Annotated in this window: 20 protein-coding genes; all 20 read left to right on the forward strand. The window is 38.1% G+C overall.

The window, feature by feature from the left end:
* Positions 1-13: 13 nt before the first annotated feature.
* Positions 14-1,174: an ADP-forming succinate--CoA ligase subunit beta gene (gene sucC / locus MKY80_RS04900; protein WP_008181283.1), complete on the forward strand. Its 1,161-nt coding sequence runs from the start codon at positions 14-16 to the stop codon at positions 1,172-1,174.
* Between the two features lie 17 nt (positions 1,175-1,191).
* Entirely contained in the window at positions 1,192-2,094 is a 903-nt protein-coding gene (gene sucD, locus MKY80_RS04905) for a succinate--CoA ligase subunit alpha (RefSeq protein WP_008181281.1), read from the forward strand.
* Between the two features lie 169 nt (positions 2,095-2,263).
* Positions 2,264-3,160 carry a DNA-processing protein DprA gene (dprA, locus tag MKY80_RS04910; protein ID WP_342532272.1) on the forward strand — a complete coding sequence of 299 codons (897 nt, stop codon included), beginning with the start codon at positions 2,264-2,266 and terminating at the stop codon, positions 3,158-3,160.
* 91 nt (positions 3,161-3,251) lie between these two features.
* On the forward strand, positions 3,252-5,330 hold the full coding sequence (gene topA / locus MKY80_RS04915; RefSeq protein ID WP_008181277.1) for a type I DNA topoisomerase: 2,079 nt from the start codon (positions 3,252-3,254) through the stop codon (positions 5,328-5,330).
* Positions 5,331-5,348: 18 nt separating this feature from the next.
* Positions 5,349-6,662, forward strand: coding sequence for an FADH(2)-oxidizing methylenetetrahydrofolate--tRNA-(uracil(54)-C(5))-methyltransferase TrmFO (gene trmFO, locus MKY80_RS04920; RefSeq protein WP_008181275.1), 1,314 nt, complete (start codon positions 5,349-5,351; stop codon positions 6,660-6,662).
* A 285-nt stretch (positions 6,663-6,947) separates the two neighbouring features.
* Positions 6,948-7,847, forward strand: a complete 900-nt coding sequence (gene xerC / locus MKY80_RS04925) for a tyrosine recombinase XerC (RefSeq protein WP_008181273.1) — start codon at positions 6,948-6,950, stop codon at positions 7,845-7,847.
* Between the two features lie 21 nt (positions 7,848-7,868).
* Positions 7,869-8,414 (forward strand): ATP-dependent protease subunit HslV, encoded by a 546-nt coding sequence (gene hslV, locus MKY80_RS04930; protein WP_008181271.1) that lies wholly within the window; start codon positions 7,869-7,871, stop codon positions 8,412-8,414.
* Positions 8,414-9,814: an ATP-dependent protease ATPase subunit HslU gene (gene hslU / locus MKY80_RS04935; RefSeq protein ID WP_342532277.1), complete on the forward strand. Its 1,401-nt coding sequence runs from the start codon at positions 8,414-8,416 to the stop codon at positions 9,812-9,814. Before hslV ends, hslU begins: the two co-directional genes overlap by 1 nt.
* Before the next feature lie 87 nt (positions 9,815-9,901).
* Positions 9,902-10,681 carry a GTP-sensing pleiotropic transcriptional regulator CodY gene (gene codY, locus MKY80_RS04940; protein WP_025113928.1) on the forward strand — a complete coding sequence of 260 codons (780 nt, stop codon included), beginning with the start codon at positions 9,902-9,904 and terminating at the stop codon, positions 10,679-10,681.
* Positions 10,682-11,261: 580 nt separating this feature from the next.
* Positions 11,262-11,654 (forward strand): flagellar basal body rod protein FlgB, encoded by a 393-nt coding sequence (gene flgB / locus MKY80_RS04945; protein ID WP_008180790.1) that lies wholly within the window; start codon positions 11,262-11,264, stop codon positions 11,652-11,654.
* Between the two features lie 3 nt (positions 11,655-11,657).
* Positions 11,658-12,119, forward strand: coding sequence for a flagellar basal body rod protein FlgC (gene flgC, locus MKY80_RS04950; protein ID WP_008180788.1), 462 nt, complete (start codon positions 11,658-11,660; stop codon positions 12,117-12,119).
* A 23-nt stretch (positions 12,120-12,142) separates the two neighbouring features.
* Positions 12,143-12,448: a flagellar hook-basal body complex protein FliE gene (gene fliE / locus MKY80_RS04955; protein WP_025113930.1), complete on the forward strand. Its 306-nt coding sequence runs from the start codon at positions 12,143-12,145 to the stop codon at positions 12,446-12,448.
* A 119-nt stretch (positions 12,449-12,567) separates the two neighbouring features.
* Positions 12,568-14,163, forward strand: a complete 1,596-nt coding sequence (gene fliF / locus MKY80_RS04960; protein WP_036123974.1) for a flagellar basal-body MS-ring/collar protein FliF — start codon at positions 12,568-12,570, stop codon at positions 14,161-14,163.
* Positions 14,164-14,178: 15 nt separating this feature from the next.
* Positions 14,179-15,192 (forward strand): flagellar motor switch protein FliG, encoded by a 1,014-nt coding sequence (fliG, locus tag MKY80_RS04965; protein WP_008180783.1) that lies wholly within the window; start codon positions 14,179-14,181, stop codon positions 15,190-15,192.
* On the forward strand, positions 15,185-15,976 hold the full coding sequence (gene fliH, locus MKY80_RS04970) for a flagellar assembly protein FliH (RefSeq protein ID WP_043990755.1): 792 nt from the start codon (positions 15,185-15,187) through the stop codon (positions 15,974-15,976). Before fliG ends, fliH begins: the two co-directional genes overlap by 8 nt.
* A gap of 5 nt (positions 15,977-15,981) precedes the next feature.
* Entirely contained in the window at positions 15,982-17,307 is a 1,326-nt protein-coding gene (gene fliI / locus MKY80_RS04975; RefSeq protein ID WP_008180778.1) for a flagellar protein export ATPase FliI, read from the forward strand.
* Positions 17,308-17,757 (forward strand): flagellar export protein FliJ, encoded by a 450-nt coding sequence (gene fliJ / locus MKY80_RS04980; protein WP_089985328.1) that lies wholly within the window; start codon positions 17,308-17,310, stop codon positions 17,755-17,757.
* A 4-nt stretch (positions 17,758-17,761) separates the two neighbouring features.
* Positions 17,762-18,370 (forward strand): hypothetical protein, encoded by a 609-nt coding sequence (locus MKY80_RS04985; RefSeq protein ID WP_008180774.1) that lies wholly within the window; start codon positions 17,762-17,764, stop codon positions 18,368-18,370.
* A 24-nt stretch (positions 18,371-18,394) separates the two neighbouring features.
* A complete protein-coding gene (locus MKY80_RS04990) occupies positions 18,395-19,657 on the forward strand; it encodes a flagellar hook-length control protein FliK (RefSeq protein WP_089985329.1) in 1,263 nt (420 codons plus the stop codon).
* Between the two features lie 3 nt (positions 19,658-19,660).
* Complete coding sequence (gene flgD, locus MKY80_RS04995) at positions 19,661-20,347, forward strand: flagellar hook assembly protein FlgD (RefSeq protein ID WP_043990753.1); 687 nt, start codon at positions 19,661-19,663, stop codon at positions 20,345-20,347.
* Positions 20,348-20,356: the final 9 nt, after the last annotated feature.

Consider the following 20,356-nt stretch of genomic DNA (forward strand, 5'->3'; position numbering starts at 1 on the left):
GGGAGGATGTATTATGAATATCCATGAATATCAAGGGAAAGAGATTCTGAGAAAATATGGTGTAGCTGTACCAAACGGAAAAGTTGCTTTTTCCCCTGATGAAGCAGTGAAAGTAGCGAAGGAACTTGGCTCTAATGTAACTGTAGTCAAGGCGCAAATTCATGCAGGTGGACGCGGTAAAGCCGGTGGTGTAAAAATCGCTAAAAACCTTGACGAGGTACGTACGTACGCAAAAGAATTATTAGGGAAAATTTTAGTGACTCATCAAACAGGTCCTGAGGGAAAAGAAGTAAAACGCTTGTACATTGAAGAAGGTTCTGATATCCAAAAAGAATACTATTTAAGTTTAGTTTTAGACCGTGCAACTTCCCGCGTAACAATGATGGGATCTGAAGAAGGCGGTATGGATATTGAAGAAGTAGCGGAAACAAATCCGGAAAAAATCTTCAAAGAAGTAGTTGATCCAGTTGTTGGATTAACAAGTTTCCAAGCACGTCGTATGGCGTTTAATATGAATATTCCAGCAAACCTTGTAGGGAAAGCTGTTAAATTAATGTTAGGTTTATATCAAGCATTTATCGACAAAGATGCATCAATTGTTGAAATTAATCCACTTGTAGTAACTGGACAAGGCGATGTAGTGGCACTAGATGCTAAGTTCAATTTTGATGCGAATGCATTATACCGACATAAAGATATTGTCGAATTACGCGATTTCGATGAAGAAGATCCAAAAGAAATTGAAGCGTCAAAATATGATTTAAGCTATATTTCTTTAGATGGTAACATTGGCTGTATGGTTAATGGTGCTGGTCTTGCTATGGCGACTATGGACACAATTAGCTACTACGGCGGTAGCCCGGCCAACTTCCTTGATGTAGGGGGCGGTGCAACAGCTGAAAAAGTAACAGAAGCTTTCAAAATTATCCTTTCTGATCCACATGTAAAAGGCATTTTTGTAAACATTTTTGGCGGAATTATGAAATGTAACATTATCGCTGAAGGCGTTGTGACAGCTGCTAAAGAAATCGGTTTAGCTGTGCCACTAGTTGTACGTTTAGAAGGTACAAATGTAGAACTTGGAAAAGAAATTTTAAATGCATCTGGTTTAAACATCGTTGCAGCTGATTCAATGGCTGACGGTGCACAAAAAATTGTGGGACTAGTAGGCTAAGGAAGGCAGGGAGAACAATGGCTGTATTTATTAACAAAGATACGAAGGTAATTGTACAAGGGATTACGGGCGAAACAGCTCTTTTCCATACGAAGCAAATGCTTGAGTATGGTACTAAAATCGTAGCAGGTGTAACACCAGGTAAAGGTGGACTTGAAATCGAAGGAGTTCCTGTTTTCAATACAGTGGCAGAAGCTGTAGCTGCAACAGGCGCGACAACTTCAGTTATCTACGTTCCTGCTCCATTTGCAGCAGATGCTATTTTAGAAGCTGTTGATGCTGAATTAGAATTAACAATCTGTATTACTGAACATATTCCTGTTCTTGATATGGTGAAGGTTAAACGTTACATGGAAGGCAAAAAGACTCGCCTAGTAGGTCCAAACTGTCCAGGTGTTATTACAGCTGATGAATGTAAAATCGGTATTATGCCTGGTTATATCCATACAAAAGGCCATGTAGGAGTTGTATCTCGTTCTGGTACATTAACTTATGAAGCAGTACATCAATTAACACAAGCTGGCATTGGTCAAACAACAGCTGTTGGGATCGGTGGAGACCCTGTAAATGGTACTAACTTCATCGATGTTCTTGAAGCGTTTAATAATGACCCAGAAACGTATGCAGTAGTTATGATTGGTGAAATCGGTGGTACAGCTGAGGAAGAAGCAGCTGCATGGATTCAAGCGAATATGACGAAACCTGTCGTTGGCTTTATTGGTGGACAAACTGCACCTCCAGGCAAACGTATGGGGCACGCAGGTGCTATCATTTCTGGTGGTAAAGGAACAGCTGCAGAGAAAATTAAAGCTATGAATGCGGCAGGCATTGAAGTAGCAGAAACACCATCTGTTATTGGTGAAACACTGATTAAAGTAATTAAAGAAAAAGGGCTATACGAAAAGTGTAAAACCCATTAAAATGGAAGATGTAGCACATAGTTGCTACATCTTTTTCCTTATTTATACACTGTTTATCTCCCTTCATTAAACAATTTCCTATTTACTGTATTGAAAATTACATCACGAAGTTGTGTTCAAATCATCATGCGGTCATTTACTTTCTTCTATTATAAAGGAGGTTTATAGAATGATCCTTGCAGTTGATACACAGAGATTACTAGCTTTGCATTATGTATATCCTTTACCTCTTCAAAAACTTCAACGATTATTGTCCCCAGTGAACGTTTTAAACACTTTTGAAGAAGCTCATTATGATGAAATCGCAAATTTTTTACAAATATCGTCACATAAAGCATTGCAAATTTCTCGAAGCTTTCGACAAATTATGACAATCCCATTTGAAGAGGCCTATGCACGGGCCAATATTTTCCCCATACCTTTTTATCATCCTTATTTCCCGGCGCAATTATTTGAAATATCCAGTCCTCCTACTGTATTGTATGTGAAAGGTCAGTATTCCCTGTTAACAAACAAGAAACAGATAGCTATTATAGGCTCTAGGAAGGCTACAGCGTATTCGAAAAGAGCATTAGACCTAATTGTCCCATCACTAGTTCAATGGGGGTATACGGTCGTAAGCGGGCTAGCTAGAGGCGCTGATACAATGGCACATAGGGCAACAATCGATATGGGTGGGCACACAATGGCTGTGCTTGGGCATGGTTTTAATTATCTCTATCCAAAAGTAAACCAAATATTGGCGAAGGAAATGGCTAATCAACAGTTATTAATAACTGAGTATCCTCCATATATGAAACCCGAAAAATGGCATTTCCCAATGCGTAATCGAATCATTAGTGGTTTAGCTCAAGCGTTAGTTGTGACAGAAGCAGCGTTAAAAAGTGGTACGCTTATTACAACAGAACTTGCATTAGAGCAAGGGAAGGATGTATTTGTAGTACCGGGACCTATTGATGCAACACAGTCCAAGGGGACCAATCAATTACTTGTGGATGGAGCAATTCCAGTAATAAATGGTCATCAAATCGTTGAAACACTGGACCTGTTTTCTAACAAAAATTGAAAAAAAGTTGCATTATCTTAAAATCTGTTATACATTTTGCAACAGGTAACTTAAAAATTTAGTAAAAGACCTCGCTAAGGGGGAGACATAGATGGCGGATTATTTAGTGATTGTAGAATCACCAGCAAAAGCAAAAACAATTGAACGTTATTTAGGCAAAAAATATAAGGTGAAAGCATCAGTTGGACATGTACGAGATCTTCCACGTAGCCAAATGGGTGTGAGTGCGGAAAATAACTTTGAACCTAAATACATTACGATTCGTGGTAAAGGACCTGTTTTACAGGAATTAAAATCTGCGGCTAAAAAAGTGAAGAAAGTCTATCTAGCGGCCGATCCAGACCGCGAGGGAGAAGCGATTGCTTGGCACCTTGCGACTGCATTAAATATCGATATTAACTCGGATTGTCGAGTTGTATTTAACGAAATTACGAAAGATGCGATTATTGAGTCTTTTAAAAACCCACGTCCTATTAACATGGATTTAGTAGATGCGCAGCAAACAAGACGTATATTAGATAGACTTGTTGGCTATAACATTAGCCCAATTCTTTGGAAAAAGGTGAAGAAGGGTTTATCAGCAGGCCGTGTACAATCAGTAGCGCTGCGCATGATTATTGATCGAGAAAATGAAATTAAAAACTTCCAACCAGAAGAATATTGGACGATTGAAGGTACTTTTGAAAAAGGAAAAAAATCGTTTGATGCACTTTACTATGGAAATGGCAAAGAAAAAATTAAGCTAACAAATGAGGAACAAGTAAAGACCGTTTTAAAAGGTGTTAAAGGGACAAACTTTAATGTTGTTAATGTTTCTAAAAAAGAGCGTAAACGAAATGCTGCACCAGCCTTTACAACTTCTTCGTTACAACAAGAAGCAGCGCGAAAATTAAATTTCCGAGCAAAGAAGACGATGATGCTTGCACAGCAATTATATGAAGGTATTGATATTGGTAAAAAAGAGGGAACAGTCGGTTTAATCACTTATATGCGTACCGATTCCACACGTATTTCTGAAACGGCAAAAACAGAAGCGGTTTCTTTCATCGAGTCAAAGTATGGAAAAGAGTATATTGCAACAGAAATAAAGCAGACGAAAAAGGCTTCAAATGCGCAGGACGCCCATGAGGCAATTCGTCCAACAAGTACGATGAGATCACCAGAGGAATTAAAGGCAGTCCTTAGTCGTGATCAGTTACGTTTATATCGCTTGATTTGGGAGCGCTTTATTGCAAGTCAAATGGCTCCGGCTATACTTGATACTGTGGCGGTAGATCTTCAAAATGGTGATGTTTTATTCCGTGCGAACGGCTCACAAGTTAAATTTGCAGGTTTTATGAAGCTTTATATCGAAGGTACCGACGATCAAACAGAGGAAACGACAAAGCTTTTACCTGAGATGGAAATTGGTGATCAAGTAAAATCGCTTGAAATTGAACCTAAGCAGCATTTTACACAGCCACCACCACGCTATTCAGAGGCGCGACTTGTTAAAACGATGGAAGAATTAGGTATAGGTCGCCCATCCACATATGCACCGACCCTCGATACAATTCAGCGCCGTGGCTATGTTGTGTTAGATGCAAAACGCTTTATGCCAACAGAGCTAGGCGAAATCGTACACCAACTCGTACTAGAATTTTTCCCTGATATCATCAATATCGAATTCACTGCACAAATGGAACAAGATTTAGATGATATTGAAGAAGGTAGTCGTCAATGGAAGAATATTGTGGAAGAGTTTTATAAAGACTTTGAAGTCCATGTTAAACATGCAGACGAGGCAATGGAGAAAGTAGTAATAAAAGATGAGCCAGCTGGAGAAGATTGTGAGCTTTGTGGATCACCAATGGTCTATAAGCTAGGGCGATATGGTAAATTTATGGCTTGCTCGAATTTCCCGGATTGCAGAAATACAAAAGCTATTATGAAACCTATTGGTGTAAAATGTCCATCGTGTGAAACAGGCGAAATTGTGGAGCGTAAAAGTAAAACGAAGCGTCTATTCTACGGTTGTAATCAATATCCGGAATGTGAATTTGTGTCTTGGGACAAACCAATTAGTAGACCATGTCCGAAATGTAGTGCATTATTAGTAGAGAAAAAGATTAAAAAAGGTGTCCAAATTCAATGTACAAAATGTGACTATGAAGAAGCACCAACACAATGATAGGAAGATGGTAAAATCATGACTGAACAAGTAGTAAATGTAATAGGAGCGGGCCTGGCAGGTAGTGAAGCAGCTTGGCAAATAGCAAAACGCGGTGTGAAAGTAAGACTGTATGAAATGCGTCCCGTAAAGCAAACGCCTGCACACCATACAGATAAATTTGCAGAGCTTGTTTGTTCTAACTCGCTACGTGCAAATGGCTTAACAAATGCTGTAGGTGTTATTAAGGAAGAAATGCGTATTTTTGATTCTGTCATTTTAAAGGCAGCAGACCAATGTTCTGTACCAGCTGGAGGAGCATTAGCAGTAGACCGTCATGAGTTTGCAGGTTATGTGACAGAGGCAGTGAAAAATCATCCATTGGTGGAGGTTATTCACGGAGAAGTGACAGAAATTCCTGAAGGTATAACAGTTATTGCTACAGGTCCTTTAACTTCGAAAGCTTTGGCTGAAAAAATTCAAGGTTTAACAGGTCTGGATTATTTATACTTTTATGATGCTGCTGCACCAATTATTGAAAAAGATAGTATAGATATGGATAAGGTTTATTTAAAATCTCGTTATGATAAGGGAGAAGCAGCTTATTTAAACTGCCCAATGACGAAAGAGGAGTTTGATCGTTTCCGTCAAGCATTAATCGAAGCAGAAGTAGTGCCTTTAAAAGAATTCGAGAAAGAAATCTACTTTGAGGGCTGCATGCCAATCGAAGTTATGGCAGCTCGTGGAGAGAAAACAATGCTATTTGGCCCAATGAAGCCAGTCGGACTAGAAGATCCGAAAACAGGGAAACGTCCATATGCCGTAGTACAACTTCGCCAGGATGACGCTGCTGGTACTCTTTATAATATTGTTGGCTTCCAAACACATCTAAAATGGGGTCCTCAAAAAGAAGTATTGCAGCTAATTCCAGGATTAGAGAACGTGGAAATTGTACGTTATGGTGTTATGCACCGAAATACCTTTATTAATTCACCAAAAGTGTTAGAAAAAACATACCAACTTCGTGAACAAAAGAATATTTTCTTTGCCGGTCAAATGACAGGTGTTGAAGGGTATGTTGAATCAGCTGGAAGTGGATTAATAGCTGGAATAAATGCAGCTCGTTTAGCATTGGGACATGAGCCAATCATTTTCCCATTCGAAACGGCGTTAGGAAGTATGGCGCGTTATATAACAGAAGCGCAATCGAAAAACTTCCAGCCAATGAACGTTAACTTTGGTATTTTCCCTGAATTACCACCTGGTCGCCGTTCAAAACCAGAGCGCGCTGAAATGCATGCAACACGCGCAATAAGCACAATTCACAATTTTGTGAATTCACAAACAATTTAATTGCCAAAAGCCTCTAAAAGTTGTTATACTCTTAGAGGCTTTTTCTTTTTGTAGATAAAATGCTTGCTTAGACATGTTTTATTATTTTGTATGGAGATTTTCTCAAAATATAACTAATTACACTTGCTATCTTACAAAGATAGGTATAGTGTCAATATGTATGTTTATTAATGATGGTTTACGATACAAACTTGTAAGAGATGACAAAGAATTATTTATCCGTTATATTACAAGTGTCAGTCATTTGAGAAAATTATTAATAAATTATTGGTGGTGAATCTTTCTATGTTAGTTTCGTCCCAAGATGCACTCGAACAGTTCATGCTTTATATCCAAGTTGAAAAGAACTTCTCTGTTCATACAGTGCGAGAATATGAATCAGACCTGCTGGATTTTTTGGCCTTCTTACAAGGGGAAGGAATTCATGATTTAGCGAGTGTTGAATATATACATGCACGTCTTTATGTAACAAAGTTGTACGACGAAAAAAGAGCAAGGGCTTCTATTTCTAGAAAAATATCCTCAATACGCTCCTTCTTCCGCTTTCTAAATAGACAGTATGGATTTGATGATGGGGCATTTCGTTCTCTTTATCATCCAAAAAAAGAATCTCGTTTACCAAATTTCTTCTATGAAGAAGAATTGATGCAGTTATTTGATGCGAATACCGGGGATGATTTGAAATCATTGAGAAATATGGCTATATTAGAGCTGTTATATGCGACAGGTATTCGTGTAAGTGAGCTGACTTCCATTCAAGTTAAGGATGTAGATTTTCATTATTCCATCATACGAGTTATGGGAAAAGGTCGGAAAGAACGAATTATCCCATTCGGTCAATTTGCGAGTTTAGCAATGCTGGACTACATAGAGCAGGCTCGTCCTAGATTGATGAAAAAGACTAATCATCAGCAATTGTTTGTCAATATGCGAGGTGGGGAACTTACTCCACGAGGGGTACGTCATGTTTTAAACGAAATGATTGACAAGGCCTCACTCCATACGAAAATTTACCCACACATGCTTCGCCATACTTTTGCAACACATTTATTAAACAATGGCGCGGATTTGCGAACGGTGCAGGAGTTATTAGGCCATTCGCATTTATCTTCTACACAGGTTTACACACATGTAACAAAAGAGCACCTACGTCAAACATATATGAATGCTCATCCAAGGGCATAATAGAGTTAAGGAGGAAAGCAGATGGGACAAATTCATGCGACTACGATATTTGCAGTTCATCATAACGGAGGCTGTGCCATGGCTGGTGATGGTCAAGTAACTTTAGGAAATGCAGTTGTGATGAAAGGTACAGCGAAGAAGGTCAGACGTCTGTTTAATGGGCAGGTTCTGGCAGGCTTTGCAGGCTCTGTTGCAGATGCATTTACACTATTTGAGATGTTCGAAGGCAAATTGAATGAATATAACGGTAATTTACAACGTGCTGCAGTAGAGGTTGCCAAGCAATGGCGCGGAGATAAAATGCTGCGCCAATTAGAAGCGATGCTATTAGTCATGGATAAAACAACTTTGCTACTTGTTTCTGGTACTGGTGAAGTCATTGAACCTGATGATGGAATTTTAGCCATTGGTTCTGGTGGGAATTATGCTTTATCAGCGGGTAGAGCATTAAAAAAATATGCAGGTGAAACGATGACTGCTCGTGAAATTGCTGAAGCAGCATTAGAAACAGCTGCTGAAATCTGTGTATTTACGAATCATAATATTATCGTGGAGGCGCTGAGCTAATGACGCAAAAAAATTTAACGCCAAGACAAATTACTGAGCATTTAGATCGTTATATTGTTGGGCAAAATGAAGCTAAGCGAGCTGTAGCCATTGCGTTGCGAAACCGCTATCGTCGTTCATTGCTAAATGAAGATATGAAGGCAGAAGTTATTCCTAAAAATATCTTAATGATTGGGCCAACTGGTGTCGGAAAAACGGAAATTGCCAGAAGAATTGCGAAGCTTACAAATGCACCTTTTGTAAAAGTGGAAGCGACAAAATTTACTGAAGTAGGTTATGTAGGTCGTGATGTTGAATCAATGGTCCGTGACTTAGTAGAAGCTTCTCACCGTCTTGTAAAAGAAGAAATGATGGAATCTGTTAAGGAACAAGCAGAGCAATTAGCAAATGAAGCGATTGTGAAACTTTTAGTCCCGTCATTGCGTAAGAAACAGAGCATGCAAAATCCATTCGAAATGTTATTTGGTGGGAAAGAACAAACTTCAACGGAAGATACGTCGTCTGAGGAAACAGAAGTACGCTCTAAACGTGCACAAATTGCTATTGATTTACGAAATGGTAAATTGGAAAATGAATGGATTACGGTTGAGGTAACAGAACAAACTCCATCCATTTTTGATGCATTACAAGGCACGGGAATGGATATGTCCGCCAATAATGGTATGCAAGATATGCTATCTAGCTTAATGCCTAAAAAACAGAAAAAACGCCGTGTGCAGGTAAAGGATGCACGTCGTATTTTAACAATAGAAGAAGCAAATAAGTTGATAGATGCAGATGAAGTGGCACAGGAGTCAATTGTTAGAGCGGAGCAAACTGGTATTATTTTTATTGATGAAATCGATAAAATAGCTAGTAAAGAAGGAAATTCTTCTGCCAATGTATCTCGTGAGGGTGTACAACGAGACATATTACCAATAGTAGAAGGTTCAACTGTAACTACGAAGTATGGTGCTGTGAAAACGGATTACATGCTATTTATAGCTGCAGGAGCGTTCCATATGTCGAAGCCTTCAGATTTGATTCCGGAATTGCAAGGTCGTTTCCCAATTCGTGTAGAGCTTGAAAAATTAACAAAACAAGATTTTGTCCGTATTTTACAAGAACCAGATCAATCGCTCATTTTGCAGTATAAGGCATTGCTAGAAACGGAAGGTGTGGAAATCAATTTCACATCTGATGCCATTGAACGTATTGCGGAAATAGCCACAGAGGTTAATCAGGAAACAGATAATATCGGAGCTCGCCGTTTGCACACGATTTTAGAACGTTTACTAGAAGAGCTGTCGTTTGAAGCAGCTGAAATTGCACCAGCGAGTATACCGATCAACGCAGCTTATGTAGATCAAAAACTCGCAGGTATTGTAAAAAACAAAGATTTGTCACAGTTTATATTGTAAGATAAAGCTGATCAGTATCATTCAGTAGTAAAAAACTTTAGAATATTAAGTGAATACTCTTCGGATTATTTATAGGAGGAACATATAATGAATTTATTAGGAAAAACACGTAAAATTAACTCAATGCTACAAGCTTCTGCTGGTAAGCCTGTAAACTTTAAGGAAATGGCTGATACACTAGGAGATATTATTGATAGTAATGTCTATATTTTAAGCCGTAAAGGTAAATTATTAGGTATTTCAATTCACCAACAAATTGAAAATGAGCGTATGAAAAAAATGTTTGAAGAGAGACAATTCCCTGAAGAATACACACATAGCTTATTTACAATCTCAGAAACATCTTCTAATTTAGATATCCATAACGAACATACTGCTTTCCCTGTGGAAAACAAAGATCTTTTCCAAAACGCATTAACAACAATTGTACCAATCGTTGGTGGTGGTGAACGTTTAGGAACATTAATCCTTGCACGTTTATCTTCTCAATTTGAAGATGATGATTTAATTCTTGCAGAGTATGGCGCAACAGTAGTTGGCATGGAGATTTTACGTGAAAAGTCTGAAGAAATCGAAGAGGAAGCTCGTAGCAAAGCGGTTGTGCAAATGGCCATAAACTCACTTTCTTACAGTGAATTAGAAGCTATTGAGCATATCTTTGAAGAGCTTGATGGTAACGAAGGTTTACTGGTTGCCTCTAAAATTGCAGACCGAGTGGGAATTACACGCTCAGTGATCGTCAATGCATTACGTAAACTGGAGTCAGCGGGTGTTATTGAGTCTCGCTCTCTAGGTATGAAAGGAACTTATATTAAAGTGTTAAATGATAAGTTCTTAAATGCATTAGCTGAAATTAAAATGAAATAATTCTTCTTGAAGAAGATAATGAAGGCGTCTAGGTAAAACTAGGCGCCTTTTTGTATGCATTTCACTAGATATTTAGCGATGTAATTGATTGTTATTTTTTGTATAAATACAAATTTGGAGAATATTGATGTTTTTTGTTTCTTTTATCCTAATGTCGTTCATAAAATTGTCACTACAATTAGCATATAAAAATGAAATATGTGATACTTTAGAATAATGGTGAATAAACTGTTAATTGTCTATATTAGAATATTCAGCCATTTGTCGAACTAGTAAAATGGAACCTTAAATTAATTTCATTTTAAAAGGCGATAAAGCTCATAAAAAGGCAAATTTAATACTAAAATCGTAAACACTGTCGAAATAGTGTAAAATAACTAGATGTTAACCAACCTTTCATGAAGCCTAGAGCTACAAGGGATGCAGAAGTATTGTCCCGGTTGAGACGTTAAAAAAATAGGGCGTATATACTATTAAAAAGTGACAAAAGACAATAGACACTAGGTAGCATCTTAATTACAATTGTATTATTGAATATATTAACAAGTACATAGAATTTAATAAATTGAGGTGAACAGTTTTGAATTTATTTGGAGGAACTATTAGTAGCTTGGAAAATGGACTTTCCTATGCGACTTTGAATCATAAAACAATCGCAAACAATATTGCGAATGTCGATACACCTAATTATAAGGCGAAAAATGTTAGTTTTAAGGATATGTTGGCGGAACAAAAGGATATCTCTATTTCTGCCTATCGAACTGACAATAGACATTATGATTTCACAATTCGACAATCTACACCTGGTGTCAATAATATAGAAAATCTACGATACCGAAATAATGGCAACGCAGTAGATATGGATGCTGAACAGGCAAAATTAGCAGAAAATCAAATTTACTACAATGCTTTAATTGATCGTGTAAACGGGAAATTAAACACATTAAACACAGTTATTAAAGGAGGTAAGTAATAGATGTCTATTTTCCATGGGATGAATACCACTGCCTCAGCTTTAACTGCACAACGCTTACGCATGGATGTTATTTCTTCTAATATGGCAAACATGGATACAACTCGAGCTCGTCAAGTTAATGGGGAGTGGGAGCCATATCGACGGAAGTCCGTAACGTTTACAGCACAAGAAGGACAATTTTCAAAGTTTATGAATGTAGCACTTGGGAAAGACGCCAAAAGCGGTGTTGGTAATGGTGTGAAAGTAACTCGTATTGCAGAAGACCGAGAAACACCTTTCAAACTTGTTTATGACCCAACTCATCCAGATGCAAATGCAGATGGTTATGTCAATTTGCCGAATGTCGACCCATTAAAAGAAATGGTAGATTTAATGTCAGCCACTCGTTCTTACGAGGCAAACGTAACAGTATTTAACGCAAATAAATCTATGCTTACAAAGGCATTAGAGATTGGTAAATAAATAAGAAGAAAGGAAGATACATAATGACAATTTCGTCCGTTTCGCTAATGACACCTACTCAGGTTGTAAATGAAACAAATAAACTTAATACGACACCTTATGAAGCCCAACAAAGCTTCGCGAACTCGTTAAAAGAGGCAATAGCCAAAGTTAATGACCAGCAAATCACATCCGATAATTTTACTCAAAAGCTAATTAAAGGTGAAAATGTGGAATTGCATGAGGTAATGATTGCTTCACAAAAGGCGAGCATTACATTAAACGCAACAATTGAAGTTCGCAATAAGGTGATTGAAGCTTACCAAGAAATAATGCGAATGAGCGTTTAATCTTTTATTGAGGGGGGAGAGCCCCTCTCAATGCAGATTAATGACTACCTAAATGGTGGGCTCTTGAAGTTCGCAAATTATTGATGGCTAGGTTATTCACTATAACCGGAGGATTCATAATGAATGAACGATTGACGAAAATAAAAAACGACACCAGTCAATTTTGGAAAAGTCGAAGTAAAAAGCAAAAAATAGTTATGATTGGCTCCTTGGTAGGCGTCATCGCTCTTGCTGCAATTGTAACGTTTTTCGCTTCAAAAACTACATATGTTCCACTTTATAAAGATTTATCTACAAGAGAAATTGGACAAGTAAAGGAAGCACTGGATTCACAAGGTGTAACATATCAAATTGCGCCAGGCGGAACATCTATTTTAGTGCCTGAGGAGCAAGTTGACTCCTTATTAGTGCAATTAGCATCAGAAGGATATCCACAAACGGGTACGATTGATTACTCATTTGCAAACAGTTCAGGGTTTGGGATGACAGATAACGAATTTAATCTATTAAAAAAAGCAGCCACTGAAACTGAAATTGCTAAGCTTTTTAGAAACCTTGAAGGCGTTAAAGATGCAAAGGTAATGATTACTGTCCCTGAAGAAGGGGTCTTCGTAACAGATGTGAAAGAGGATGCAACTGCATCTATCGTATTAAATACAGATCCAGGATATAAATTTACAGAGCAGCAAATTACAACTATGTATAATTTGGTGTCAAAAAGTATTCCGAATTTAAAAACTGAGAACATCGTAATCTCTAACCAATTCTCAGAGTACTTTGACTTGAATGCAGCCACAACAGATGGAACATCTACAGCAACGGCTGAAGGTCAATTACAAATGAAAAAGTTAGTCGAACGTGATCTACAACGTCAAGTGCAAAATATGCTTGGTACGTTGATGGGCCAAGATAAAGTAATGGTTTCTGTCACTACGGATATTGACTTCAAGAAGGAAAATCGCGAAGAAAATCTTGTGACACCTGTTGATGAAGAGAATATGGAAGGAATTGCCATTAGTGCTCAAAGAATTACTGAGCAATATTCTGGAACAGGGGCGGCAGCCGCTACTGGAACACCTGAAGCTGAAACAACTACTGATAACTTTACTACCTATAATGAAGGTACATCGGGTAACGGTGATTATGAACGTACAGAAGAAACTATTAACAATGACGTGAATCGTATACGTAAAGATATTCAAGAAGCACCTTATAAGGTGCAAGATATTGGAATTCAAGTGATTGTTGAACCACCAACAGCAACAGATGCAGCGTCATTACCAGACGGTGTTCGCGAAGATATTGAGAAAATTTTAAGCACGATCGTTCGTACAACGATTTCTAAAGACGTAGCAGCTGAGCTTACTCAAGAGCAAATTGATGAGAAAGTAGCCGTATCTGTACAGCCTCTATATGGTAAGGCCACACAGGTTGCTGATGAAAAACCAATGATTCCTTGGTGGGTTTGGGTTATTGGCGGTATCTTATTAGCTGTTATTGTATTGTTAGCATTCTTCATTATCCGTTCTCGTAAACGTGCGCAGGAAGAAGAAGAGCTAAGTATCCTAGAAGAACAAGAAGATTTAATGATTGACGATATTAATGAAGAAATTGAAACGGAAGCTACAATGCGTCGTAAGCAGCTAGAAAAAATGGCAAAAGATAAGCCAGACGATTTTGCGAAGTTACTGCGTAGTTGGATTGCTGAAGACTAACTAGGAGGTTCGGCTGTGTCCAAGAAAGATAAGGAATTAACCGGAAAACAAAAGGCCGCTCTCTTGTTAATTTCATTAGGACCTGAAGTTTCAGCTTCAGTCTATAAACATTTAACAGAGGAAGAAATCGAACGTTTAACATTAGAAATTTCAAGTGTTAAAAAAGTAGAATCAAACGTCAAGGAAGAGATTATAGAAGAATTCCACAATATTGCGCTAGCTCAAGACTATATCACGCAAGGTGGTATTGGTTATGCGAAAACAGTATTAGAAAAAGCGCTAGGTGTAGAACAAGCTCAGACGATCATTAATCGTCTGACATCTTCGTTACAAGTGCGACCGTTTGATTTTGCACGGAGAGCTGATCCGGCACAAATTTTTAACTTTATTCAAAATGAACATCCACAAACAATTGCCCTCATTCTTTCTTATTTAGAAGCAGGGCAAGCGGGAGTGATTTTATCTTCATTACCACAGGAAGTACAGGCTGACATTGCAAAACGTATAGCTGTTATGGAATCGACTTCACCAGAAGTAATTAGTGAAATTGAATCGGTGTTAGAGCGTAAATTATCATCTACAGTTACCCAAGATTACACTGAAACTGGTGGTATTGATGCAGTCGTTGAAGTACTGAATGGTGTTGATCGACAAACTGAGAAAACGATCCTTGATGCACTTGAAATTCAAGATCCAGAGCTTGCAGAAGAAATCAAAAAACGCATGTTTGTATTCGAAGATATCGTTACACTCGACAATCGTTCCATTCAACGTGTTATTCGTGATTGTGAGAACGAAGACTTACTGCTTTCAATGAAAGTGTCAAGCGAAGAAGTAAAAGATATTATTTTCCGCAATATGTCTCAACGTATGGCTGAAACATTTAAAGAAGAAATGGAAATTATGGGACCTGTACGTTTACGTGACGTAGAGGAGGCCCAATCTCGAATTGTTGCTGTTATTCGTCGCCTAGAGGATGCTGGTGAAATCATTATTGCACGTGGTGGAGGAGATGACGTCATTGTCTAGAATCATCCGTTCAATTTACACTCAATCCGATAGCGATAATGTAAAAGAGATACAAATTCGCGATATGTTTGAAGGATTTGATTTGGAAGATGGTGATGATGCTTCATCCCAACATCAATTAACAATAGAAGAAATAATGGCTGAGCGAGATCGTTTGCTTGCAGAGGCTAGAGCTTCTTTACAAGCAGAACGTGAAGCATTTGAGCAAGAAAAGCACATGCACTATCAAGAGATTGAGCATTTGAAGTTAAGTTGGGAAGAAGAAAGACCGAATCGAGTTCAAGAAGCCTATGATGAAGGCTTTGGCCAAGGCTATGAAGACGGTGTGAACAAATCCACTGAAGCAATGGCCGAGTCACTTCAAACTGCGAATGAGGTCATTAATCAAGCAAAAGAAAACGCAAAAAAATATATTGATGATCAAGAAGCTGTGGTGCTAGAGCTTGGTCTAACGACAGCAGAACGAATAATTGGCACATCTTTAGAACGTGATCCCGATCTATTTGTGTCGATTGTTCGTAGAGGCTTAAAAGAAGCTAGAGAGATGAAAGAAATTAAAATTTATGTGTCGCCAACCTATCACGCTTTAATTACTGCTAATCGTGATGAATTAGCGGAAATGTTCCCGGTTGATGTACCATTCATGATTTTTGTTAATGAAGATTTGAACAATGAAACAGATTGCTATATCGAAACAAATCATGGACGTATAGTTGTGAGCATCGATGAGCAATTGAACGAACTAAGATTAAAGCTTCATGAAATATTAGAAAGTAGGGAATGATCTAGATGAAGACGGCTCAATTAATCGAACATATTCCTCATATGCCAACTTTTAAAAAGTTTGGTAGAGTCACTAGAGTTGTCGGCTTGATGATTGAGTCGCAAGGTCCAGATAGTTCCATAGGTGATGTTTGTAAAATTCATGTGGAAACTGTAAACAATGGTCACCAAATCATTTTAGCTGAAGTGGTGGGCTTTAAAGATGAAATTGTTGTTTTAATGCCTTTCACTTCTTTAAGAGAAATATCTATTGGCTGTCTTGTTGAAGGGACGGGGGCTCCACTAGAAGTAAAAGTGGGCCCAGAGCTAATAGGAAAAGTGTTGGATTCAATGGGAAATCCTATTGATGGCACCTTATTACCAAAAGGACTAATGACGGTTCCGACAGAGCAAGATCCGCCAAATCCACTAACACGTCCGCCAATTAATGAAAGACTTGAGGTCGGCGTTAAAGCTATCGATGGAATGTTAACGGTTGGTAATGGCCAACGGGTCGGGATATTCGCTGGTTCAGGGGTCGGAAAAAGTACGCTTCTTGGAATGATTGCGAGAAATACGCAGGCAGATTTGAATGTAATTGCGCTGATTGGAGAACGTGGGCGTGAGGTTCGTGAATTTATTGAACGTGATTTAGGTCCTGAAGGTCTAAGTCGCTCTATTGTTGTTGCTGCTACTTCTGACCAACCAGCATTAATGAGGATAAAAGGGGCGTTTACTGCAACAGCAATTGCCGAGTATTTTAGAAATCGTGGATTAAATGTCATGTTGATGATGGACTCTGTAACACGTGTTGCCATGGCTCAACGTGAAATTGGACTGGCTACAGGTGAACCACCAGCACAGAAGGGGTATACACCATCTGTATTTGCGATTTTACCTAAATTATTAGAACGTACAGGTACTAATGAAAAGGGCTCTATCACGGCGTTTTATACGGTCCTAGTAGATGGTGATGATATGAATGAACCAATCGCTGATACGGTGCGAGGGATATTAGATGGTCATATTGTGCTTGATCGAAATTTAGCTAATAAAGGTCAATACCCTGCTATAAACGTTTTAAAAAGTGTTAGTCGTTTAATGAATCATGTAGCAGAGCCAGAGCATAAAAAAGCTGCAGAACGATTAAGAGAACTTTATTATACATACGACAAATCTGAGGATTTAATCAATATTGGCGCTTATAAACGAGGGACGTCTAGAGAAATTGATGAAGCTATTCATTATGAACCGCTTATTACTACTTATCTTAAACAGGGCTATTTGGACAAAGTGACCTTGGAAGAAAGTGTAAATGAGCTAATATCCTTATCGAACGGTGGTGTGAACTAGATGGTCAGCTATGTGTATCGTTTTGAAAAAGTATTAACAATTCGTGAGCAAGAAAAAAACGAAACTGAAATGGCCTATAAAGAATCTGTCCGATCTTTTGAGGAAGTGGCTACGAAGTTATATGACTTGCTTAAAAAGAAAGAAGATTTAATTGCCTTCCAGCAGGATCGTTTAACGGTTGGTTCATCTATTGATGAAATTCATCACTACGCACGTTTTATTGATAGTCTTGAAAAAACAATTGCAGATGTTCAGCAGAAAGTGATACAAGCTCGTGCAAAAATGAATTGGCACGAAGATAAATTATTAGAAAAAAACTTGGAAGTACGTAAATTTGAAAAAATGAGAGAAAAGGATTTTAAGCTTTTCAAACAAGAGCAGGATCGTATAGAAAGCCTTTTTTTAGATGAAATTTCATTATTAACGTATAACAAGAGAGAAATCAGGTGATTTCATGGTGAGAAAAGACAATCGATTGAAAGCGGAATTAGTAGAACAGCCGCCTAAGAAAAAAACGGGAGGCTTTCTAAAGTTTTTTACTTGGATCGTACTGCCACTTATGTTTGTCGTAGCAGTTTTACTTGTTGTGGCTACATTAATGAATACAAATGTTTTTGATTTAGGTAAAAAGGCAATTGGCAGTTTACCTTTTGTTCCGTCAGAAGAACAGCAAGCGAAAGATGCTGTCGTAAACAATGACTCGAAAATAGTTAATTTACAGGCAGAGATTCAAGAAAAAGAAGCAGAAATTACACAGCTGCAAAAAAAGTTAGATACGACAACAACTGAAAAAGAGAAGCTCACGATAGAAAAAGAGCAGCTTCAATTTGAAATTGAAAAATTAAATCGACAGCAAGATGATGTGAAGCGCGATTTCAACGATATTCTATCGACTTTCGATAAAATGTCTCCGAAATCTGCAGCACCTGTATTAATCAATATGAGTGATACAGAAGCACTGCGCATTTTAACCAATTTAAAACCTGATAAACTAGCAGCAATTTTAGAGAAAATGGACGCTAAAGATGCAGCAAAATATACGGAGCTCATGGCTAAACAATAGAGTTCATGAAAGGAGGTGAAAATAGTGGATATAGCGATGATGAAAATGATCACTCAATCAGTACCGACTAAAAATGCGGCAACAAAGCCAACAACAGCAGCTAGTAGTGCTGATGGGAAGATCAACGGAACTTCGAAACAGGATAATTTATCGAAATTCGGCTCTGTTTTTGGACAAGTCCTATCTTCCTCAGCTCAATCAAATCAAACTGCTCAAACTACGCCAAATAATGAGCTAGCTGATTTACAGCAGGTTTTAAACGCTGATTCATTGGAAGAGGTACTCGATTTATTAGGAATCCCCCACGATGATGGTTTGTTAATCCTTCAACTGGGAGAAGACGGTAAAGCAGTGTCTATGGACGAAATGCTGGATCTGGACAATATATTAAATGCATTAGGTATTGATGATGAACAGCTTCAAAAAATAGTCCAGCAGCTATTAGGAGAAGAAAAAGAAGCTAGTGATATTTGGGAGCTATTATCCTTAGTAGATGCCCAAGCGCCAATTCTTCAAGCGCAAATAGGTGCTGCATTACAAGGAGAAGGTCAAGTAACACCAAAAGAAGCAACGCAATTACTTCAAGTGTTAAAGCTAGCACAATTAGTAGGACAGAAATCGGACTTAACAGCTCCACAAGAAAATTTGTTAACAACCGTTAAAAGTCTTTTAACGACATTACAAACCCAAGTAGAAACAATACAAGTAACAACAACCAAATCAACAGGAACATTGTCATTACAAGGCTTCCAGCAAGTCCAAATGACGAAGCAAAGTGAGACAAGTTCTAATGAAATGGTAACACCACAAACGGTGCAAACCAAACCGGATACGTTCCAAGTAACATTACCGACTGCTAAACCTGCACAGTCAGAGGCTTTATTAAAAGAAATGCAAGCCATTATCAATAGAGCTCAAATTTCTAATGCACAGGGGATTACACGATTAACGATTAAGTTGTATCCAGAAAATTTAGGAACCATTCGTATAGAGCTTGTGCAAAATGATGGTGTACTGACAGCTCGTCTACTAGCTTCTACAGCTCATGGACGTGAAATGCTTGATAGTCAAGCACATCAGCTAAAGCAGGCGTTTGTGCAGCAGAACATTCAAGTAGACCGTCTTGATATTGCCCAATCATTACAGGATGCAGATCGTCAGCAACGTGATCAAAACTTCTTTAATAATTTCTTTAGACAACAACAGGATGAAGAACAGCAACAAAAAACTGAGGATGACGATGAAGAGATGTCATTTAGTGACTATTTATTAAACGAGGAGGTGTAATTGATGGCGGATGCAACATCTAAAGCAACCAATACATCCATAACGGACGATCTTTACTATTCTAATTATAGAAAACCAACCAAACAAACTGGGAATAGTGAACTTGGTAAGGATGCCTTTCTTCAACTGTTAATTACCCAATTACAGCATCAGGACCCAACAAATCCTATGAATGACCGAGAATTCATTTCTCAAATGGCGCAGTTTTCTTCTTTAGAACAAATGCAGAACATGACAAAGGCAGTAGAATCATTATTAGCATCACAGCAACAAACACAAATGATGAACTATGCAACCTTTGTTGGTAAAGAAGTCAAATGGCATGAAATTACAGATAAAACAGATGAAAAAGGAGATCCAGTTGTAAATGAAGGATCAGGTGTGATTGAATCCTTGAAATTTGTAGATGGTAGTGTTGTCTTCAAATTAGCAGATGGGAAGGAAATAACGCCTGGTAATATTTCTGGAATTCTTGGCTCTGGAACAAGTTCAAATGGAAATAATCCTGTGCAAGAAACGCCACTTGTTCAGGCGAGTAAATTGATAGGTAAAAAAGTTACATATCAAGATGGCGAGCAGGAACTACAAGGGAGAATCGTCTCTGTTTCCAATAAAGATGGCGTTATTTACTACGTATTAGATAATGATAAAAAACTTACGGATAAAGATTTTACAGTTATTAGCGAATAAAGGTAGGGA

Origin of the sequence: Lysinibacillus sp. FSL R5-0849 (assembly GCF_038595075.1) — a bacterium.
GTDB lineage: Bacteria > Bacillota > Bacilli > Bacillales_A > Planococcaceae > Lysinibacillus > Lysinibacillus fusiformis.